A 15,029-nucleotide genomic window follows, 5' to 3' on the forward strand; every position below is an offset into this window, starting at 1 on the left:
CGAGCGGGCACGGCGCGTGGTGCAGCAGCGCGTGGCTGACTGAGCTCCGGCGGGAGCGCTCGTACGGTCTCGGCGGGCGCGCCGGTGCCGTCGAACAGCTCAGCCCTTGGGCGATCGGAGCACGATCACCGGCCGTTGGCCGCCCGCCACGAGGGGTCCAGCTGCTCGGCCTCTTTCTCCTCCGGCGCGGCCAGCAGCTCCATGACTGGGGTCATGAGCACAGTCCTCTTCTCGATGGGGTGCTCGGGTTCACCGCCATCCGACCCCAGCGCGAGGCCGGCGAACAGGGCCGGAAGTCCCTCCGGTCCGGCCGGCGATCAGGGACCAAAGGCCCTGTCGGCCGCGCCGTACGGATCGGTAACTTCTGACGTATGGAGAGCCTTATGAAGAATCCTGGCGATTTCGGACGTCGCATCACCCACCACCGCACCAAGCTGAGCTTCACGCTGGAGGAGGTGGCCGGTCGCGCGGACATGTCGCCCGGATACGTCCAGTACCTGGAGGACCACCTGGGCACCCCCGACAGGGATACGGTGACCCGGCTGGCCAAGGCGCTGGAGACCACGCCCGAGGACCTGCTGGGCGGCGGCTTCGACCGCCCGCCCGGCCGGGGCGCCACCGCCGGGCAGCCCGAGCTGGAGCGGCTGGAGCCCGGGGAGTGCCTGCGCCTGATCGCGCCCGGTGGCATCGGTCGGGTGGCGTTCAACGGCTCGCACGGCCCGACGGTGCTGCCGGTGAACTACACGGTGCACGACGGCGCGATCGTCTTCCGCACCCAGCACGGCGGCCCCATGGACCAGGACCTGCGCACCGGCCTGAAAGGCGTGGAGATCAAGATCGGTTTCGAGGTGGACAGGATCGACGAGGCGCGCCGCGAGGGCTGGAGCGTCCTCGTCCAGGGCCCCGCCCACCACGTCACCGACGACGAGGCCCCGATCGACGCCGACGTCACCCCGTGGGCGGGCGGCGAACGCCACCTCTACATCCGCATCGTCCCCCACCAGGTCACCGGCCGCCGCATCCACGGGCTCTAGGGAGTGGGTCTGGCCCCACCCGGCCGTACGCACAGCCTCATACCGGACACACCCTCACCGTCCGTAACGTCGCCGGCATGACGAAGAACGCCTTCAAGTGCATCTACATCTACGGCGTGTTCAGCGCCCTCACCCTCGTGACGGTCGCCGTACTGACGATCGTCGGCGACACCGCCAGCACCTTCATGTGGGTACGCGCGGTCATCCTCCTCGCCGTGGCCCCGCTCCTGCACCGCCTCCTCACCCGGGCTGAGGGAGGCTCGCGAACGAGCTTGGAACGCGTACGCACCATCACCACGATCATGCCGATCGCGATCGTCGGCGTGGACCTGATCCCCGGCCTCTGCCCGCCCTGGTACGCCACCATGCAGGGCCTGAGTGCCATCCCCCTCGTCGCGGTCGCCTTCCTGACCCGCGCCGCCCTCGCCGAACGTTCCTGACGTCTCGGTAGGGTCGACGGCGTGGCGGGGGGCCGGTCAGCCCACACGAGCGCGCCACCTCTGTCTGGCCCTGGACCTCCCGTGACCAGCTCTCCTCATGCGGCGCAAGCGCTCGACGAGGTCGGGCCGGGACCGGGCGGACGGTTCAGAGCCACGTTGTGCCGAGCCAGGCGGTTGCCGCAGCGGCTGCCAGGAGGACGACGTTGAGTCCGATCAGCCGGGCCTCGCCGCGGGTCAGGTGGACTGCGATGCCACCGACCTGGATCAGGACCAGGCCGACCGCTGCGGCGATGGCAAGCCAGGACGCGATCCCGGTCAGCGGCGGCAGGATCAGCCCGGCCGCGCCGAGGGCTTCCAGCACTCCGATCAGGCGGACGAGCGGCATGGGAACGGTGTCGACCCAGCCCATCATCGGCTGAAGTCGCTCCTGGCTCTGCACGACCTTCTTGCCTCCGGCGTAGAGGTAGAAGAGGGCCAGAAGGACTGCGACGATCGTGTAGGAAATCTCCATGAAGGCACCTCGGAATAGGGTGACGCAGGGCTGGCTCAGGATGGTTACCAGTCGTAAGTAGCCTCATGATGCGTCACTATTGGATGCCTTACAAAAGGCACATACGTGTGCGTTGCGCACAGGGGGCTGTCATGTCGGAGTACGAGCACACCTGCATGATCCGAGGGGACGGAGGACGGACCATCCGCGCCATCCTCGACCGCATCTGCAACAAGTGGACGTTGCTGATCGTGGCGACCCTGGACCAGGGAAGCCTGCGCTTCACCGACCTGCACCAGCAAATCCCGGGGATCTCCCAGCGGATGCTGACCCTCACACTCCGGAACCTCGAACGCGATGGCCTGGTATCGCGGACGGTGCACGCCGAGGTTCCGCCACGGGTCGAATACGCGCTGACCCCCACCGGAAAGAGCCTCATTCCGCCCGCACTGGCCCTCGCCGGCTGGGCCATCGAACACGTCCCGCACATCGAGGCCAGCCGAGAGGCCTATCAGGCCCGAAACGTTTGACCCGCTGCCCCGCCTTCAGTTATCTGCCCTGGTGACCGCTGGCCGGTGGGCACCCCCAATGCGACGCTCGATCGCCGTGCCCGTGCCCCGCTATGACCGCGGGCGGCTGAGGTGGGCGGGGGGAGCCGCTATCCGCGGCCGGTGAACAGGCCGCGCACGACCCATAGGCCGCCGAGCACCACGGCGCCGGCGATGAGGAAGGTCATCATGGCCGTCTGGGCGACGCCGAGCAGGGCCAGCAGGCCGACGGTCAGGCCGTAGACCACGGACAGGGCGACGAGGATCCGTGCGGAGAGTTTCGCGTTCATGGCCGGTGAGTCTTCCCGAGCACGACGGCACGCGGACAGTCACCGGAGGACGGGACCCCGATTCCGACGACAGTCGGATACCCGGCGGAGGCATCGCCGGTCCATACTGGCGGGATGGCTGGCGGCACGCTCACAGCTCCGGTCGATCCCGGACGGGACGACTGGCACCGGACCGTTCCCGGCTGGCATCTCGCCTTCGCCGTGTTCGCCCTGCTCACCGCCGGTCTCATCATCATCGGCGACGCCGGTCCGCCCACCGTCGAGCGGCCCGCCGCCCTGGTCATCCTCGCGCTGCTGTGCGGCTGGTACGCCGTCACCGGCGCCCGCGCACTCCACCGCACCCACGGCCGGCTGGGCGTCGTCTACCTGTGCGGCGCCCTCCCCCTGTCGGCGGCGCTGTGGGCGGCGGCGCCGTCCGGCCCGCTGATGTCGTTCATGCTGTACCCGCACATCTGGGCGCTGCTGCCGCTGCGCAGGGCCATCCCCGTGACGGTCGCGAGCGTGACGTCGATGGCCGCCGTCATGATCGTCCGCAGCGACGCGTACGGGCAGGAGCCGGCCTCGGTGCTCCTGATGGCGGCGGTGGCGCTGCTGACCGCACTCGTCCTCGGTGTCTGGATCACCCGGATCATCGAGCAGAGCCGGCAGCGGGCCAGGCTCGTCGAAGAGCTGGCCGCGGCGCGGACGGAGCTGGCCGAGGTCAGCAGGGAGGCCGGGGTGCTGGCCGAGCGGGAGCGGCTGGCCAGGGAGATCCACGACACACTCGCGCAGGGCTTCACCAGCGTGCTGCTCCTGATCGAAGCCGCCAAGGCCGGCACCTGCGAACGCGACCAGGCCGCCCGCGGCCACCTCGACCAGGCCCGCCGCACCGCCATGGACAACCTGGCCGAGGCCAGGGCCCTGGTCGCCGCGCTGCCACCGCCCCAGCTCCGCGACTCCTCGCTCCCGGACGCGCTGCGCGGGCTCATCGAGCGGTTCGCGGCGGAGACGGCGCTCGACGCCGCCTTCACGGTGACCGGCACACCCCGCCGGCTCACCCCCAACGAGGAAGTGGTGCTGTTACGCGTCACCCAGGAAGCCCTGGCCAACGTCCGCAAGCACGCCTCCGGCGCGGCCCGGGTGGAGGGCATGCTGACGTACGAGGACACGGACGTGACCCTGAGCATCGGCGACGACGGCCACGGCTTCGACCACCGCGCACCCGGCGCCGGGTACGGCATCGGCGGCATGCGCGAGCGCGTCACCGAGATCGGCGGCACGCTGACCGTCGGCCCCAACCGGCCCTCGGGAACGCTCGTGCAGGTGGAGCTGCCGTCGTGACCGTACGCGTCCTCATCGTCGACGACCACCCCATCGTCCGGCAGGGCCTGTGCGCCGTGCTGGCCGCCCAGCAGGGCCTCTCGGTGGTCGCCGAGTGTGGCACCGGCGAGGAGGCGGTCGCGCTGGCGGCGGCCGTCGAGCCCGACGTGGTGCTGATGGACCTGCGGCTGCCCGGCATGGGCGGCGTCGAGGCGACCCGGCGGATCGTCGCGGCCGGGACCGCGAAGGCGATCGTCGTCCTCACCACCTACGACTCCGACGGCGACATCCTGCGCGCCGTCGCCGCGGGTGCGACCGGCTACCTGCTGAAGGACACCTCGGCGGAACAACTGGTCGCCGGCATCCGCACGGCCGCGACGGGCGGCACCGTGCTCGCCGCCCCGGTCGCCGCCAAGCTGGCCACCCGCATGCGCGGCGACGTTCCCTCCCTCACCAGCCGGGAGATCCAGGTGCTGGAGTGCGCCGCCCGGGGCCTGTCGAACCCGGAGACGGGCCGGGAGCTGTTCATCAGCGAGGCGACCGTGAAGAGCCACATGATGCGCATCTTCGACAAGCTCGGCGTCACCGACCGCACCGCCGCCGTCACCACCGCCATCGCCCGCGGCATCCTCACCCCGCCCTGACCCCCGCCTCCGGAACAGCGCTGAAAACGCCGAGGAAACCAGGTCGTGTGCGGGCTGTCCTCGCCGGCCGCGTTCGGCCGGCGGAGCGGCTGGCCGAGTGCTTCATCCGGCAGGACCGGCAACCCTGAACGGGCAGCCGTGCGTGGCTCGCTTGGAATGGTGGTGGCAGGCGTTCTGTGCCACGCACGAACGTCCGTGACGCTGTGGCGTTGTGGCAGACGGTCCAGCACTTCTGGCACCAGGTCTGCCAGGCGAGAGCGGGACCTTCCGAGGCCGGCCCTGTACGCCGGCCCCGGAAGGTCCGAAAGTTCGGCTCACCCGGGCAAAGGGCTGCCTGACGAGCTGGAGGTCATGTCGTCGAGGACGGTGTCGATGGGTGCGGCGGCGATGTGTTCGCTGGGCCTGGCAAGGAACACGTTGACGTGGTACTCGCCGGCGTCCTCCTTGCCGGCGGGGTCGAGCCCTTGCGCGGCGAGGCTGTCCAGGGCGAAGTCGCGTTCGCGGTCGTCGGCGAATCTTCGCTGGGGGAAGGTGGTGTCGTGCAGCTGTTCGGTGACGAGCCCGTGGCGGGCCAGTGTGTCGGCCACGGGAGTGAAATCGACGGTCCGCAGGCACAGTGCGGCGAACCACGGGCGCTGGCCGGGCAGGGTGCAGTCGAGCAGCCGGTCGATCGACCGGTCAGTGATGTAGCCGATGCCGCCGGTGACCGTGATCAGGTCGGCCTCGCTCACAGCCGCGGCCAGTTCGGGTGACGGGTCGTCGCACTCCATGTTCTCGATCAAACCTTCGTCCAGCAGGCCGACCTGGAGGCCGTACTCGACGGCCGGTGCGGAGGTGTCGATGCCGACCACCCGGGGAGGAGTGCGCCGGCGCCGGTCCTCGTAGAAGGCGCGGTCCGCATCGGCGAGTTCCTCGCTCGCCAGGCAGGCCATGTCCTCGTCGCGGTAGTGGTCGTAGAGGTGGTCGAGTGTGAGATCGCATTTCAGCAGAGCCGCATTCACTCCGTAGGAGCAGCACAGGTCCACCACGGTCGGGGTGTCGACGTCGAGGGCGTCGAGTACCTTGCGGAAGACGCGTTGTCCATGGTGGGGGACGGCATAGTCGAGGCTGCCGAGGCGATCGTAGTAGGGGCGGGGATCTGGCTGGTGGTAGATGTCGTTGAAGTCGGCCTTCATCAGTTTCTGGTCAGAGATCTGATTGTCGGCGCGCACATTCCGCCTTTCTGTACGGCACTATTTGCCAAGGACAGAGACAGCGCTCAACGTATCAGATCCGATACATCCCCTGGTGAGGCCCACGTCGACCACCGTTTCCCGCCTGACACCCGTCCGGCCAGGACCAGCCGAACGCGTTCCGCCACGTCGTGGATCGGCTCGACGTCGTGGCCAGGGGTGGACGACGGGATCTCGGCGACGATGTGGCCCACCTGGCGTCCGATCTCCTCGCCCTGCTCGTCGTCCCGGAATGGCCCCGGTGACCGGCCACGTCCACAACTCCGCCCGTGAGCTGCCCGGCCGGTGAGCACGGCGCCAGGATCCCCACCTCATGCCTGCCTCCTCCGCGCGGCCGGAGGCCCCTGCTGCCACGGCCAGCGGCCCTCCAGCTCCACCTCCAGAGAGAAGCTGAGAAACGTCCGCACCAAGACGATCACCGCGAGGACGCCGACGCTCGCGAACGTCGGGGAGATCGCGACCGTCCGGATGATGTCCGCCGCGACGAGGAACTCAAGCCCCAGGAGGATGGCCCGCCCGAGCCCCTTGCGATACCTCTGGTAGGCGTCGTGAGCGGGATGCCGCAGCAGCAGCCGGTAGCCGAACCGGCAGGTCGCCGCCAGCGCCCCCACCACGATGGCGGCGACGCCGGCCAGATCGACCGCCTGTCCGGCCATCTCGATGACGGGCTTCAGATCCATCGCGGGTCCTCGACCGGCTCGACGGGGCTCACCGTCCCTGCGGGTTCTTCTCGCAGGCGAGCCGCGCACGCCGCGCTTCGACGGTGCAGGCAAAGTCGCGCGAGGGCAACATGTCTAGACGTTGGCGCTCAGCCCGGGTGACGGTGTCCCCGCCGTCCCCGCCGTCCACGCCGTCTGAGCCGTCCCAGCCGTCCGCGGCCACGCCGGTCACGATGAGGTACGCCTGTCCGGCGGGGATACCGAGCGCCGCGGCGCTCCCCGTGTCGTCGTGTCCCTGCGACACCAGCCGCAGCACCTGTTCCATCGTCGGCATCGCCACCCCCCGATGCGCGATGCCCGATTCCTAGGGATGCCTACGCCATTGACCAGTCAAGGATTCACCGCCGGCCGGTTCGCGGATCACCCGTGCCCCGCCGGTCGCCTGCCCGGCCGCCCCGGACATACCGGTCAGCACGCCGTCCTGTGCCGGCTCGGCGGGTGCGAGCATCTCCACGTGGGTCCCGGCGGACAGCAAGGCGCCGGTGACGATGCGCCGGCGCAGTTCCCGCTCGGCCGACCGTTACGAGATCATCCAGCGTGAGGTGAGCGTGGAGGTGCTGCCCGGCATTCGGACGCGGCCGGCGCTGCTGTGGTATTACGACCACCGGATGGGCCACCGCGAAATGACCGGTGCCCCTTCCTGTGCCGGGCATCATCTTCTCCGCGACCAGCCCCGCACAGTCGTCGCCTTTCCGAGAGCACCCAGTCACGCGGCAGATGCCGGATTGAGCCAAAGGCTCATAGCGTCCATCGAACAGAGCAATGCCGATCCCGGCAACGAAAAGGAGGCTGATCATGGCAAGGTGCCCTGCCCGATCCGCCCGGAGGTGGAAGCAGTGACACAGGCGGACCGCGATGATTTCGTGACCTATGACGAGTTCAACGGGCCGGACCTGGACCCCGCTCTGTGGAGGACGGTCAGCCTGCCGGTCCCAACGGGCGGCGAGCATACCGCGCAGGATCCGAACACACAGGTGGTCGTCGGCGGTGGTGTGGTGCGGGTGAGGATCCCCCGCTTTTCGGTGTCGAGCGACACGTTCCAGCCCGCCGACAGCGCGAAGTACTTCAAGCTCACGACGCGGCAGTTCGAGCTGCCGCCGGATTTCGGTCCGGGAGGCCACGCCGAGCTTGGGATACGCGTTGTAGAGGTGATAGCCGACGGTCCGCGGGCTGACGAACAACCGGGCGCCGATGTCCCGGTTGGACAGCCCCTTCGCGGCCAGCCGCACGACGTTGAGCTCCTGCGGGGTGAGGCGGTCGAGGAGATCCGGAGCGGCAGCTTGGGCCTGGCGCGCCTCGCCCGCGGCCCGCAGCTCTGCTCCCGCCCGCTCGGCCCATGGTTTGGCCCGGAGCCGTTCGAAGATTTCCAGGGCCGAGTGCAGTGGCTCACGCGCGTCGTTGCGGCGCCGGTCCCGTCGCAGCCACGTCTCATAAAGCAACTCGGTGCGCGCCCGCTCGAACGGCTGCGCCCGGTCCTCGCGATGTAGTTGTACGGCTCGCGCGTACAAACGTCCGGCCTCGGCACCATCGGCCAGAAGAGCCCGGCAGCGCAACTCCATGGCCTCGGCACAGGGGCGGCCGGCGACCTCGGCCCAGGCACCGAAGCGGGCGGCGGCATTCTTCGCCAGGTCCCGCCGACCGGCATGCACCGCCGCTTCGACCTGGTTGACCAGCGTATTCGTCAGATACATGGCGGGATCGTGCAGTGTCTCCGCCATCCGACGCACCACGGCCTCGTATCGGCCGAATCCCAGATCGAGCAGGTCCATCGCGTATCGGGACTCAATACCGCGCTCGGTCGGCTCGCCGACGAGCACATCACCGATCGCCTCCCGGCAGCCGGCCTCGTCCCCTTCGATCGCCGCCACGCACGCCAGCAGCCCCGACAGATGTGCCGCGAAGTGTGGCCGATCGGTATCCTCAGCGATCTTGAGCCCTTCTTCGGAGGCGGCCCGCGCATCGCGGTGCCGCCAAGAAGGAGGTGACCTCGGCCGAGGTGCAGACAAACCCGGGGCAGCAGCCCGATCACCCCAGTCGACCGGCAATGATCGAGGAGTTGTGTCAGCCCCGCCACCGCGTTCTCGAGGTCGCCGGCCCAAAGCGTCCAACGCCACCACCGATTACGGGACAGAGCCGTTGTTCTTACAGTCCCGATCAGGGCTGGGATCTGCGCTGGTAGTGGCAGCGTCGGGCGGTGGCTTGATGGCGGCGGCGCCACTGTGACCAGTGCAGGACATGGTGGACGGGGCGGTGCCGGGTGAGGATGAGGGCGGCCAGCAGCCGGCGGATCTCGGGCATGGTCAGGGGGATGTGCTCATCGCCGCAGGGAGGTTGGAGCGCTGCGAGGTCAGCGAGGAAGGCAAGGGCGAGCATGGCCAGGGTGATGTGCCGGTGCCAGGCAGTCCAGGTGCGCACCTGGTAATGGTCCAGCCCGACCTGGCCCTTGGACGCTTGGAAGGACTCCTCCACGGCCCAGCGGATACCGGCGATCTTCACCAGAGCCATGCGGGGCATGGGCGTGGGCGCGTAGCAGCGGTAGAAAGCCAGCTCGCCGGTGCTCAGGTTGCGGCGGATCAGCAGCCACCGGTACCCCTCGGCGGTGGCTTCGTCGATGCGCGCCCAGGCCCAGGCGTACCAGCGCGGACCTTTGGCGCCTTGGCCGGCGCGGTAGCGGTGCCAGTGCCGATCGGCCACGCCGGCGGCGATCTGGGCCGGGCTGTGATCGATCCCGTCCAGGTTGACGCGCTCCGGTTGCCGGCGATGGCCAGTACGTAGCCGACCTGGCGCTGTTCCAGCAGAAGGCGCAGATGAGGATCTTGGCCGTAAACTTCGTCACCGCTCACCCAGCGGGTCGACAATCCGGCCTCCAACGCGGCGGCGATCATTGCGGCGGCCAGGGTGGGCTTGGTGGCGAAGGTGGCCTCGTCGGGCACTCCGGCCGACCGGCAGCGGTCGGGGTCGGCCAGCCAGGGGTGTTCGGACAGGTAGAGCCGCCGGTCAAGCAGCGCGCGGCCCCGCGGGGTGGCGTAGGCCAGGAACACGCCGACCTGACTGTTTTCGATCCGTCCCGCGGTGCCGGTGTACTGCCGCTGCACCTCGGCCGAGCCGGCGCCCTTCTTCAGGAAGCCGGTCTCATCCACGATGAGCACGCCGTCGTGGCCGAGTTGGTCGATGACGTAGGCGCGTACGTCATCGCGGACGGCGTCGGCGTCCCAGCGGGCGCTGCGCAGCAGGCGCTGCATGGCCTGCGGGCCGGTCAGTCCGGCGTGCTCGGCCAGGTTCCAGCAGTTCTTGCGGTCGATGTCGGCCAGCAGGCCGCGCACGTATGCGGTGGCCGTGCGCCGGGGTTCGACTCGTCCGAAGTGGACGGCGATCCGGCTCATCAAGTCGTTGAAGGTGACCATCCAGCCTTCAGGGTCTACGCTGTCGGCCACGGCCATCACGCGATCTTCAGATGTCTTCACAAACTCCGAGTGATCACGTGGTGGCCGTCTTCATGCCACCTCAAAGCCCAAGATCGCTAAGTGTCAATGGAGTCCTAGGCAGCGCCGACCACTGGGTGCCCGATCATCGGGGCGACAAAGTGCCGGTCGTGAACATTGGGGACATGAACATCAGCAAGGCCGGTTTCGGCGCCTGGGCCGGAAGGTTCTGAGAAACAGCCCTTAATCCACGGATGAAACCGTGGGCGCGGCCGGGGCGTCGTACGCCGCGATCGACCAAGCCCCGGGACGCTTGCCGAGTTTGGCGGCCAGCCGGTCGGCTGTCTTCGGGTCGGAAAGGTCGTACCTCCCCTTGCATGCATCCTTGCGTGGGCACGAACCGCGTCCGCGCGCGACGGGGGCATCTGGGGGGAAGACCCAGATAGTGATTTGGTGATCGCGGCCGAGCCAACCCGGCTCGTGCGCCTTGTCCGCGAGCATGCTGAGCCCGCCGTCCGGGCCACATATGCCGCCGGCGCTGCTCGTTCCCTCATTGGTGAAGAAAATCGAGCCCGGCTTCTGGCAGAAGATCACGATCTTGATGTTTTCGCTCGTGGGACGGAAGCGGAGGCGCTCTTTTGTCGCCGACCGCGGCACCGTCGTTGCCGATAGACGGTTCAGCCCCTTATAGGAGCGTGGTGGCTCTTCGAAGGCCGGCGGGGTCGCGGGCGGGGCCAGCGGCGCGGGTTCGGGAATGCCGATCAGGTTCGACACCAGCATGGCCACTGTCATGACGACCGCCGCGGTGACGACGGCGGCGCCCGCCGTCCAGCCCCAGCCCCATTGCCGGCGCGGGCGGGGCTGACGTACCGCAGCCCTGCGGGCGATCAGCCGCGCACGGGCCCTGGCCACGGTCTCGGCTGAAGGCGGCGGTTCATCCGGGATCGCCTGGGCGAGCAGCGTGATCTCATCCATCGTGCGCCTCCTTTAGCGGGTTGACGTCGCCTAGTGCCTTGCGAAGCTGCTTGCGTGCCCGGTTGAGCCGGGACGCGACGGTGCCATAGGGGATTTTCAGGGCGGCTGCGACTTCCCGGTGGGTCAATTCGCCCAGCGCCACCAGCAGCACCACGTCCCGGTCGCCGCTGTTCAGACCGGCAAGCGCCCCCGCGAGCCTGCCAGTGAGCCTTCCAGCCGTGACACGCGTGAGCGTCGTGTCCTCGTGGCTTTGTGCCTCGCGTTCGGATGTCCGGCTCAGCGCTCTCCATCTGCGGATCTCGCTACGGCGGTGTCTCGAGATGAGCTTCGTGGCGATGCCGTACAGCCAAGGTCTGACCTCACCGCGCGAGGATTCATATCCCCCTCCGGCAGCGATGAGAAAGACCTCGCCCGCCAGGTCGTCGGCGTCGTCTCTGGAAAGCCGCTGAGCGATGTAGCGATGGATCTCGGCGAAGTGCGCATCGAAGATCTGATCCAGGTCCAGTCCCAGATGGGTGGGAACGTTCATGCGAGCGGCCCCGTTGGCATTCGTGATTGGGTCACGCACTGCTCTCCGTCCAAATTCGACAAGGCGGTCACCCCTGATTGCCCGATGTGCCGGAAAGCTTTCACCATCCCTGCGAGGCATGCCGAACGGCAGCGTTGGGCTGATCGCGCCCCAAGAGCCCAACCTCATCACCACCGACGGACGGACGAGGGGCGCACTGCAGCGCCTGGCCCTGGCCAATTCCCTAGATGCACGCCCCCGATCTGCTCATCCAGCAGGTCGCCGCCGTCCTCGTCCACAGCGGGGTGCCGCCTGCCGAGCTCCACCTGGAGGAGGAGGAAGCCTTTTCCTGCGCACCGTCGCGCCCGAGGCCGCCCCGGCTGCTGGCCGCACTCTTGCTGACCCGGCACCGCTCGATCATGGACGTTCTGCACTGGTCAGATTGGCGCCGCCGTCACCAGACCACAGCCCGACGCTGCCACTACCAGCGCAGATCCCAGCCCTGATCGCGACCCGGGGTATGCGGATGGTGGCGAGCACTCGCCGGAACTGCGGGCTGTCGCCGTACTGACCCGGTGTCAGGACACAGCGCGCAACCGCCCACGAGCCCCAGCAGCACAATGGCCCCGGCGGCACCGCGGACATCGCCGACCACCGGCAGGTCCGCGCCTTGGGTGGCGGCGACGTAGATGGCGACGTTCACCCCCGCTACCACGGTGGTGAGGGCGTCCTTCCAGGTCAGTCTCATCGTGCCACCTCCTTTCACCCCTGAGCGTCCGCCGGCGCGACGACCGCGAGCAGGGCCGTTGGCCCCTGGCGGCGGGGCCGTTCGCCGGTGTCCGCAGGAGACGAGCCGCGCCACCATGGGGGCATCACTGTCAGGGGAGGCGAGCCGTCATGACCGGCAGGCGCATGATCATGGAAGTACCCGTGGACACGGAGCTACTGGCGCTCAAGAAGCGGGTGACGGCCCTGGAAGAGCAGGTCCGTACGCTGACGGCGGCCAACCTCGCCCTCGTCCGCACCATGGAACACCTCCAGCGCACTGCCGACCGGATGAGCCCTTCATGACGGCTCAAGCGGAGGGTTGTGGTCGAGAGCCGTGGCTGCTGCCCCACGGACGCATACCGCATGCTCCGGTCGTACCTCACCCGAAGCGATCCGCGCGACGCCAAGACTCTACGCATTCATCCTGTGGAGCGATCAGGCGACGCCGAGGGCAACGCTTCGACCATTCTTCTCGCCGCGTCATCCCACTCGGCGCCAAGCGCCATACGCACATGCAGGAGGGCATCGATTCGCTTTTCGCCGAACATTCGCGGGCGAGATGACAAGGCAATCGCCTGCATACGTCTCCAGAGAATGTTCACTCCCAGCGCGGCCGCTTCTTCCATGCTCTCTTCATCGCCAGCGAAATGCTGATGAAAGTTGATCCCGAAGTGAGGAATGACCCACGTGAAGACACAACCACCCTGCTGGTGCAGTCGTATATATGTGGCGCTATCGCACCGGATCGGTTGCACAGACGAAAGGCGGAGCGGTCCGGCACTCGCCGGGTTATCCTCTTTGATCGCGTAGGGCGAATTGAACCAGAAACCCACTTAGCAGTAATCCCAGTGCTCGGCTGGGGTCTCAGAGCTACTTGCAGTGGATGGTGAGAGGAAGCGCACGCTTATCGACTTCTCCACGCCATCGTCCCACTCGCGTAGGGTATGAGTCCGGGTCCCGCTGCTGGAGTTGGGATCGACCTGGCATTTCATCGGACGAAGAGGTCCTTCCCGATATCTATCCCCATGGTGACGGACTTGCCCCAGAAGCTTGCGGCATTGGGGGCGGTTCCCCAGCTGTCCATCGTCGAGCCGCACCTTCAGCGCCTCGGCCGCCTGGAGCGACGACCTGGCAGTGGGCGGACCACCGGCATCGGGTCGGCGTTCCCCGGTCGCTTCTTATCCGCGACAATGCGGGAAACCCCTCTCTTCGAGGAGCACCATGAGAATGCTTACGAAGCGTCTGGGTGCCGTCGCGCTGACTGGTGTGATCGCCGCCGCCCTCGTCCCGGGTACGGTCGGCGCCACGGTCAAATCAGCGGGGCACTGGGAGTATGTCGCGTCCTACCCGCTGACGTCGGCAGGCTCCGCATCCTGCAGATCCGCAGGCAAGCTGTGGGGCGGGACGTGGCAGTGCCGCGCGATCAACGGCCCGCACTGGTCGCACACCTCGTCGCACTACCACCTGGAGATTTACTACGCGGATTAGCTCGCCCAGGTGGTAGTTCGAGCGCCGGGGCCCCGTACGGATGAGGCCAGTAGTCCTACGGAAGGCACCTGTAACCGGCGACGGCAAGCTGTGAGTCATGCAGAACGTGAACATCTGGAGTGAAGAGTTCGGCGCCGCCACCGACGAGCCGATCCTGCTGATCATGGGCTCGATGTCGCAGGGCGTGCTGTGGCCGGAGGAGTTCGTCGGCCTGCTGACCGCCGGAGGCCGCCGGGTCATCCGCTACGACCACCGCGACACCGGCAGGTCCGACACCGTCGACTTCGAGAAGACCCCCTACACCTGGACCGACATCAAGAACGACGTCTACCGCGTCATGGACGCCCACGGCCTCGACAGCGCCCACCTGGTCTGCCACTCCGCAGGCGGCCTGCTCGGCCAGTACATCGCGGCCGAGGCCCCCGAACGGGTGCGCTCGCTGACCGTCATCGGCTCCTCCCCGCTCGGCGGCGGCGAAGGCGCGGTCATCATGCGGGCGCTCATGGGCGAGCCCCAGCCCGAAGGCAGCCTGCCGGAACCCACGCCCGACTTCGTGGCGTTCTTCCGCACACTGATCACCACCCCACCCCCTGCCGGCCGGCGCGCGCAGATCGACCTCATGATCGCCGAACAGCGCGTCCTGCACGGCACCGGACTGCCGTTCGACGAGGAAGCCGCCCGCCGCCTGCAAGAACGCATCCACGACCGGGCCCGCGACCTGACCGCCGTGGCCAACCACCGGCTGGCCGCCGCCGCCGAACCCGACTTCGAGCCGATGGGCGTGCTCCACCAGGTCAAGGCCCCCACGCTGGTCATCGAAGGCAGCCACGAGCCGGCCAAGCCGGGCCACGGCGCGCTCATCGCCGAGCAGATCCCCGACGCGCGGCTGATGATCGTGCAGGGCATGGGCCACACCCTGCCACCCGAGGTGCACGAGGAGTTGGCCGACGCCATCCTCACGCACACGGCCGGGTGAAGACGTTCGATGCCAGATCCCTGCACCCCCGCCATCGAAGTGAGGGATCTGGTTCAGCGTTTCGGCGCCGTGCTCGCCGCCCAGGTCGTGACCGACGTCAGCGGCGACGCCTCCGGCGACGCGAACTACGGCTGCTGTCCGTTCCGCTCCCGCTGGGCGTGCGCGGCTCCGGATACGGGACCGACGGGGCTCTCAC

Annotated in this window: 18 protein-coding genes and 2 pseudogenes; 9 read left to right on the forward strand and 11 right to left on the reverse strand. The window is 68.5% G+C overall.

What is annotated here, in order from left to right; all coding sequences use genetic code 11:
* Window positions 1-383 precede the first annotated feature (383 nt).
* Both ACFFR3_RS09705 and ACFFR3_RS09710 read left to right on the forward strand, forming a co-directional pair.
* Window positions 384-1,034 carry a helix-turn-helix domain-containing protein gene (locus ACFFR3_RS09705; RefSeq protein WP_364379099.1) on the forward strand — a complete coding sequence of 217 codons (651 nt, stop codon included), beginning with the start codon at window positions 384-386 and terminating at the stop codon, window positions 1,032-1,034.
* A gap of 77 nt (window positions 1,035-1,111) precedes the next feature.
* On the forward strand, window positions 1,112-1,474 hold the full coding sequence (locus tag ACFFR3_RS09710) for a hypothetical protein (RefSeq protein WP_379482965.1): 363 nt from the start codon (window positions 1,112-1,114) through the stop codon (window positions 1,472-1,474).
* Between the two features lie 145 nt (window positions 1,475-1,619).
* On the opposite strand, the gene ACFFR3_RS09715 is transcribed toward ACFFR3_RS09710, so the two are convergent.
* Window positions 1,620-1,985: a DoxX family protein gene (locus ACFFR3_RS09715; RefSeq protein ID WP_345408049.1), complete on the reverse strand. Its 366-nt coding sequence runs from the start codon at window positions 1,983-1,985 to the stop codon at window positions 1,620-1,622.
* A 131-nt stretch (window positions 1,986-2,116) separates the two neighbouring features.
* On the opposite strand from ACFFR3_RS09715, the gene ACFFR3_RS09720 reads away from it, so the two are divergent.
* The gene (locus tag ACFFR3_RS09720) at window positions 2,117-2,494 is read left to right on the forward strand and encodes a winged helix-turn-helix transcriptional regulator (RefSeq protein WP_364379090.1); all 378 of its coding nucleotides are present in this window, start codon (window positions 2,117-2,119) and stop codon (window positions 2,492-2,494) included.
* Window positions 2,495-2,622: 128 nt separating this feature from the next.
* Here the strand turns inward: ACFFR3_RS09720 and ACFFR3_RS09725 are convergent, their stop codons facing one another.
* Window positions 2,623-2,802 carry a hypothetical protein gene (locus ACFFR3_RS09725; protein ID WP_345408051.1) on the reverse strand — a complete coding sequence of 60 codons (180 nt, stop codon included), beginning with the start codon at window positions 2,800-2,802 and terminating at the stop codon, window positions 2,623-2,625.
* Window positions 2,803-2,916: 114 nt separating this feature from the next.
* On the opposite strand from ACFFR3_RS09725, the gene ACFFR3_RS09730 reads away from it, so the two are divergent.
* Window positions 2,917-4,122 (forward strand): sensor histidine kinase, encoded by a 1,206-nt coding sequence (locus ACFFR3_RS09730; RefSeq protein WP_345408053.1) that lies wholly within the window; start codon window positions 2,917-2,919, stop codon window positions 4,120-4,122.
* Window positions 4,119-4,745, forward strand: a complete 627-nt coding sequence (locus ACFFR3_RS09735; RefSeq protein ID WP_345408055.1) for a response regulator — start codon at window positions 4,119-4,121, stop codon at window positions 4,743-4,745. The genes ACFFR3_RS09730 and ACFFR3_RS09735 overlap by 4 nt, the downstream gene beginning before the upstream one ends.
* A 314-nt stretch (window positions 4,746-5,059) precedes the next feature.
* Here ACFFR3_RS09735 and ACFFR3_RS09740 read toward each other — a convergent pair whose 3' ends face one another.
* The 7 genes and pseudogenes from ACFFR3_RS09740 to ACFFR3_RS09770 form a co-directional block, all read right to left on the reverse strand.
* The gene (locus tag ACFFR3_RS09740) at window positions 5,060-5,920 is read right to left on the reverse strand and encodes a class I SAM-dependent methyltransferase (RefSeq protein ID WP_379482966.1); all 861 of its coding nucleotides are present in this window, start codon (window positions 5,918-5,920) and stop codon (window positions 5,060-5,062) included.
* A 368-nt stretch (window positions 5,921-6,288) separates the two neighbouring features.
* Window positions 6,289-6,657, reverse strand: coding sequence for a DUF1622 domain-containing protein (locus ACFFR3_RS09745; RefSeq protein ID WP_379482967.1), 369 nt, complete (start codon window positions 6,655-6,657; stop codon window positions 6,289-6,291).
* 28 nt (window positions 6,658-6,685) lie between these two features.
* The gene (locus tag ACFFR3_RS09750; protein ID WP_345408061.1) at window positions 6,686-6,961 is read right to left on the reverse strand and encodes a hypothetical protein; all 276 of its coding nucleotides are present in this window, start codon (window positions 6,959-6,961) and stop codon (window positions 6,686-6,688) included.
* Window positions 6,962-7,034: 73 nt separating this feature from the next.
* Window positions 7,035-8,564: a helix-turn-helix transcriptional regulator gene (locus ACFFR3_RS09755; RefSeq protein WP_379482968.1), complete on the reverse strand. Its 1,530-nt coding sequence runs from the start codon at window positions 8,562-8,564 to the stop codon at window positions 7,035-7,037.
* A 286-nt stretch (window positions 8,565-8,850) separates the two neighbouring features.
* A pseudogene (locus ACFFR3_RS09760) lies at window positions 8,851-10,079 on the reverse strand (IS701 family transposase).
* A gap of 282 nt (window positions 10,080-10,361) precedes the next feature.
* Window positions 10,362-11,093, reverse strand: coding sequence for a hypothetical protein (locus tag ACFFR3_RS09765; protein ID WP_379482969.1), 732 nt, complete (start codon window positions 11,091-11,093; stop codon window positions 10,362-10,364).
* Window positions 11,086-11,622 (reverse strand): RNA polymerase sigma factor, encoded by a 537-nt coding sequence (locus ACFFR3_RS09770; protein WP_364379069.1) that lies wholly within the window; start codon window positions 11,620-11,622, stop codon window positions 11,086-11,088. Before ACFFR3_RS09770 ends, ACFFR3_RS09765 begins: the two co-directional genes overlap by 8 nt.
* Before the next feature lie 344 nt (window positions 11,623-11,966).
* Here ACFFR3_RS09770 and ACFFR3_RS50240 point away from each other — a divergent pair.
* Window positions 11,967-12,107, forward strand: a pseudogene (locus tag ACFFR3_RS50240) (IS701 family transposase); the annotation flags it as partial.
* On the opposite strand, the gene ACFFR3_RS09780 reads toward ACFFR3_RS50240, so the two are convergent.
* A complete protein-coding gene (locus tag ACFFR3_RS09780; protein ID WP_345408069.1) occupies window positions 12,083-12,349 on the reverse strand; it encodes a hypothetical protein in 267 nt (88 codons plus the stop codon). The pseudogene ACFFR3_RS50240 and the gene ACFFR3_RS09780 sit on opposite strands and share 25 nt — an antisense overlap.
* A 182-nt stretch (window positions 12,350-12,531) precedes the next feature.
* Here ACFFR3_RS09780 and ACFFR3_RS09785 point away from each other — a divergent pair, with 182 nt between their 5' ends.
* Window positions 12,532-12,672: a hypothetical protein gene (locus ACFFR3_RS09785; protein ID WP_345408071.1), complete on the forward strand. Its 141-nt coding sequence runs from the start codon at window positions 12,532-12,534 to the stop codon at window positions 12,670-12,672.
* A gap of 116 nt (window positions 12,673-12,788) precedes the next feature.
* Here ACFFR3_RS09785 and ACFFR3_RS09790 read toward each other — a convergent pair whose 3' ends face one another.
* Window positions 12,789-13,202, reverse strand: a complete 414-nt coding sequence (locus ACFFR3_RS09790) for a hypothetical protein (protein WP_379482970.1) — start codon at window positions 13,200-13,202, stop codon at window positions 12,789-12,791.
* Window positions 13,203-13,596: 394 nt separating this feature from the next.
* Here ACFFR3_RS09790 and ACFFR3_RS09795 point away from each other — a divergent pair, with 394 nt between their 5' ends.
* Entirely contained in the window at window positions 13,597-13,857 is a 261-nt protein-coding gene (locus ACFFR3_RS09795) for a hypothetical protein (RefSeq protein WP_345408073.1), read from the forward strand.
* Between the two features lie 97 nt (window positions 13,858-13,954).
* Window positions 13,955-14,833, forward strand: coding sequence for an alpha/beta fold hydrolase (locus ACFFR3_RS09800; RefSeq protein WP_379482971.1), 879 nt, complete (start codon window positions 13,955-13,957; stop codon window positions 14,831-14,833).
* Window positions 14,834-15,029: the final 196 nt, after the last annotated feature.

This window comes from Nonomuraea salmonea (assembly GCF_042428605.1).
GTDB lineage: Bacteria > Actinomycetota > Actinomycetes > Streptosporangiales > Streptosporangiaceae > Nonomuraea > Nonomuraea salmonea.

What these genes read in the sequence shown, in the direction of transcription:
- ACFFR3_RS09705 (WP_364379099.1), top strand. Translation starts at nt 384, where the DNA reads ATGAAGAATCCTGGCGATTTCGGACGTCGCATCACCCACCACCGCACC.
- ACFFR3_RS09710 (WP_379482965.1), top strand. Translation starts at nt 1,112, where the DNA reads ATGACGAAGAACGCCTTCAAGTGCATCTACATCTACGGCGTGTTCAGC.
- ACFFR3_RS09715 (WP_345408049.1), bottom strand. Translation starts at nt 1,985, where the DNA reads ATGGAGATTTCCTACACGATCGTCGCAGTCCTTCTGGCCCTCTTCTAC.
- ACFFR3_RS09720 (WP_364379090.1), top strand. Translation starts at nt 2,117, where the DNA reads ATGTCGGAGTACGAGCACACCTGCATGATCCGAGGGGACGGAGGACGG.
- ACFFR3_RS09725 (WP_345408051.1), bottom strand. Translation starts at nt 2,802, where the DNA reads ATGAACGCGAAACTCTCCGCACGGATCCTCGTCGCCCTGTCCGTGGTC.
- ACFFR3_RS09730 (WP_345408053.1), top strand. Translation starts at nt 2,917, where the DNA reads ATGGCTGGCGGCACGCTCACAGCTCCGGTCGATCCCGGACGGGACGAC.
- ACFFR3_RS09740 (WP_379482966.1), bottom strand. Translation starts at nt 5,920, where the DNA reads ATGAAGGCCGACTTCAACGACATCTACCACCAGCCAGATCCCCGCCCC.
- ACFFR3_RS09745 (WP_379482967.1), bottom strand. Translation starts at nt 6,657, where the DNA reads ATGGATCTGAAGCCCGTCATCGAGATGGCCGGACAGGCGGTCGATCTG.
- ACFFR3_RS09750 (WP_345408061.1), bottom strand. Translation starts at nt 6,961, where the DNA reads ATGGAACAGGTGCTGCGGCTGGTGTCGCAGGGACACGACGACACGGGG.
- ACFFR3_RS09765 (WP_379482969.1), bottom strand. Translation starts at nt 11,093, where the DNA reads ATGGATGAGATCACGCTGCTCGCCCAGGCGATCCCGGATGAACCGCCG.
- ACFFR3_RS09770 (WP_364379069.1), bottom strand. Translation starts at nt 11,622, where the DNA reads ATGAACGTTCCCACCCATCTGGGACTGGACCTGGATCAGATCTTCGAT.
- ACFFR3_RS09780 (WP_345408069.1), bottom strand. Translation starts at nt 12,349, where the DNA reads ATGAGACTGACCTGGAAGGACGCCCTCACCACCGTGGTAGCGGGGGTG.
- ACFFR3_RS09795 (WP_345408073.1), top strand. Translation starts at nt 13,597, where the DNA reads ATGCTTACGAAGCGTCTGGGTGCCGTCGCGCTGACTGGTGTGATCGCC.
- ACFFR3_RS09800 (WP_379482971.1), top strand. Translation starts at nt 13,955, where the DNA reads ATGCAGAACGTGAACATCTGGAGTGAAGAGTTCGGCGCCGCCACCGAC.